Raw genomic sequence first — 3,335 nt, 5'->3', positions numbered from 1 at the left:
GCCGGTGCGCCCCGCCACGCATGCCACCTGGAGTCATCCGTGTCCGTTCGGTCCCTCCTGCCCGGCCGCCGCCGGGCCGCCGCCGCGGCTCTCCTCGCCGCCGCCCTCACCCTCACCGCGTGCGGCGGCGACTCGGACCCGCCCACCGACGCCCGGGGCGAGTCCGCCGGACAGGGCTGCATCGAGGACTTCGACCCGGCCAAGGACTACTTCCCGGTCAAGTCGGAGGTGAAGCACGCGAAGAACTTCACCCTGCGCTACGAGAAGAGCTACCAGGTCCTCACCGTCAAGGAGCCCTACCCCAAGGGGAAGCCCGAGTCGTACGTGCTCGTCAAGTGCGGTGCGCCGAAGCCGAAGCTGACCGGCGACCTGGCCTCGGCGCAGCAGGTGACCGTCCCCGTCAAGAGCCTGTACTCCGCCTCCACCACCCATCTGCCGCTGCTCACCGAGACCGGCACCCTGGACGTCCTGACCGGAGTCGCGAGCGCCGCGAACATCTCCTCGGCGCAGGTGCTCGACCGAGTGAAGGCCGGGAAGATCACCGAGTACGCCAAGGACCAGACTCTCGACGCCGAGACGGTGATCGGGTCCAAGCCGGACGTGCTGATGACCGGCGGCATGGACGACCCGCAGTACCCCAAGCTCCGCCAGGCCGGCATCGCCGTGGTCGCCAACGCCGAGTGGCTGGAGTCCACTCCGCTGGGCCGCGCCGAGTGGGTGAAGGCGATGGCCGCGCTCACCGGGGCCGAGCAGCGCGCGAGTGAGGTGTTCGTCACCATCGAGGGCGACTACCGCAAGGTCGCCGAGAAGGGCGCGCGGGCGGTCGAGGACGGCAAGCCCGTCGAGGTGCTGCCCGGCACCATGTACCAGGGCACCTGGTACATGCCCGCCGGCGACAGCTACGCCGCCCGGCTGATCAAGGACGCGGGCGGCACCTACCCGTGGGCCGGGAAGGCGGGCACCGGCGACCTCCAGCTGAACTTCGAAGCGGTGTACGCCAAGGGCGGCGACGCCCCGGTGTGGATCGCCGACCAGCGGTGGAAGTCCACCGCGGACGCGGTGAAGGCCGACCGCCGGTACGGACAGCTGAAGGCGGTCACCGATGGCGCGGTCTGGACGAACACCAGGGCGCTCGGACCCGGCGGCGGCAACGACTACTTCGAGCGGGGTGTGCTGCGCCCGGACCTGGTCCTCGCCGATCTGTTCGCGCTGATGCACCCCGAGCAGGCGAAGGGGCACGCCTTCACCTTCTACCAGCGGGTGCCCGAGGCGTGACGGCACATCAGGTGGTGGCCGGGACCGCCGCACCGGGAACGGTGCGGCGGCGCCTCGCCGTCGTCCTCGCCCTCGCGGCCGGTACCGCAGCGCTGTTCGTGCTCACGGTCGCGACCGGCTCGCACCGGGTGCCGGTCGCGGAGGTGGTCCGGGTGCTGTTCGGCGGGGCCGCCGACGACCCCCGGTGGACGGTGATCGTCGAAGAGGTGCGGCTGCCGCGGGCGCTGACCGCCACGGCCGTCGGCGCCGCTCTCGCGGTGGCGGGCGTGCAGATGCAGACCCTGTTCCGCAACGCGCTGGCCGACCCCTTCTCCCTGGGGGTGAGTTCGGGCGCCAGCATGGGTGTGGCCGCGGTGGTGGTCGGCACGGGCGGCGTCGCCGGGAGCTTCACCGGTGACCTGGCCGGGCTGGGGCGGGTGGGGGTCGTCCTCGCCGCCTCGATCGGCGCCGCCGCCGTGCTGGCCCTGGTGCTGCTGCTGTCGCGATGGGTGCGCTCCGCGGTCACCCTGCTCGTCATCGGCGTCATGATCGGCTCGGCGGCCACCGCGGTCGTCGGGGTGCTGCTCGTCTATGCCCGGCCCGAACGGGCCCAGCAGTTCGTGATGTGGGGCCTGGGCAGCTTCGGCGCCACGACCTGGCCCGACCTTCGGGTGATGCTGCCCGTCATCGGCGTCGGTCTGGTCGCCGCGCTGCTGACCGCCAAGCGTCTGAACGCCCTGCTGCTGGGCGAGGACTACGCCCGCACGATGGGCCTGAACGTGCGGCGCAGCCGCGATCTCGCCCTGTTCGGCACCTCGCTGCTGGCGGGAGCGGCGACCGCGTTCTGCGGGCCGGTCGCCTTCCTGGGCCTGGCGGTGCCGCATCTGACGCGGGTGGCGCTGGGGACCTCGGACCACCGGGCGCTGATCCCGGCGTCCATGCTCGCCGGGGCGTTCCTGGCGCTGGCGTGTGCGCTGCTGAGCCAGCCGCCCGGCTCGGACGCCGTGCTGCCGCTGAACGCCATCACCTCGCTGTTCGGCGCGCCCGTCGTCATCGCGTTCCTGGTCCGCAGCCGCCGCGGAGTGCAAGGAGTGGCCTCGTGACCCGCAGCCGTCGTGGAGGACAAGGAGGGGCCTCGTGACCGACACGCTGACCAAGACGCTGCCCGGCACAGCGGGCGGAGCGGGCCGACCCGGCGGTCTCGCCACGCGGGGACTGGCCGTCGGCTACCGCACCCGTGCGTCGCGCTCGTCGCGCGGGCGCGGAGCGGGGCGTGCCGTGCTGTCGGGGCTCGACCTCGAAGCGCGGGCCGGCGAGCTGACCGTCCTGCTCGGGCCCAACGGCGCGGGCAAGTCCACGCTGCTGCGCACCCTGTGCGGGCTCCTACCGCCCCTCGACGGCCGGATCCGGATCGGTGGCGCCGACCTCGCGGAGACCTCGCCGGCCGCGCTCGCCCGCCGCCTGGCGGTCGTCCTGACCGACCGGGTGGACCCCGGGCTGCTGTCCGTGCGGGAACTGGCCGGGCTCGGCCGGCACCCGCACACCGGGTTCACCGGCCGCCTCACGGCCGCCGACCACACGGCCGTCTCCTGGGCGCTGAACGCCGTGGGCGCGGGCCATCTGTCGGACCGGCCGACCGCCGAGCTCTCCGACGGCGAACGCCAGCGTGTGCTGACCGCCCGTGCCCTCGCCCAGGAGCCCGATGTCGTCCTCCTCGACGAGCCGACCGCGTTCCTCGATGTTCCCTCACGGGTGGCGCTCACCGTGCTGCTGCGCGATCTGGCCCGGGACAAAGGGCTGACCGTCGTGGTCAGCACGCACGATCTGGAGCTGGCTCTGCGGGTGGCCGACGCGGTCTGGCTCGTCGACCGCACCTCCCAGGTGCACGCCGGGGCACCCGAGGACCTGATCCGCGGCGGCGCCGTCGCCGCCGCGTTCGACGCCGAGCACCTCGCCTTCGATCCGGCGTCCGGCACGTTCGGCCTGCGTCGCACCGCACGCGCGCGCGTGACGCTGGACGCGCCGGCCGAGGTGCTGCCGCTCCTCGAACGCGCCCTCGCCCGCGAGGGACTGGCGGTCGC

Annotated in this window: 3 protein-coding genes; all 3 read left to right on the top strand. The window is 73.6% G+C overall.

The annotated features are described in order from the left end of the window. Positions 1-39 precede the first annotated feature (39 nt). Entirely contained in the window at positions 40-1,275 is a 1,236-nt protein-coding gene (locus N4P33_RS33985; RefSeq protein ID WP_260830781.1) for an ABC transporter substrate-binding protein, read from the top strand. Continuing rightward, on the top strand, positions 1,272-2,357 hold the full coding sequence (locus N4P33_RS33980; RefSeq protein ID WP_260830780.1) for an iron ABC transporter permease: 1,086 nt from the start codon (positions 1,272-1,274) through the stop codon (positions 2,355-2,357). Before N4P33_RS33985 ends, N4P33_RS33980 begins: the two co-directional genes overlap by 4 nt. Positions 2,358-2,391: 34 nt before the next feature. Continuing rightward, on the top strand, positions 2,392-3,335 hold a 944-nt coding region (locus N4P33_RS33975; RefSeq protein WP_260830779.1), incomplete at its 3' end, for an ABC transporter ATP-binding protein.

This window comes from Streptomyces sp. 15-116A, assembly GCF_025290915.1.
In the GTDB taxonomy this organism is placed as follows: domain Bacteria; phylum Actinomycetota; class Actinomycetes; order Streptomycetales; family Streptomycetaceae; genus Streptomyces.
This window is presented reverse-complemented; position numbering and strand designations above follow the sequence as displayed.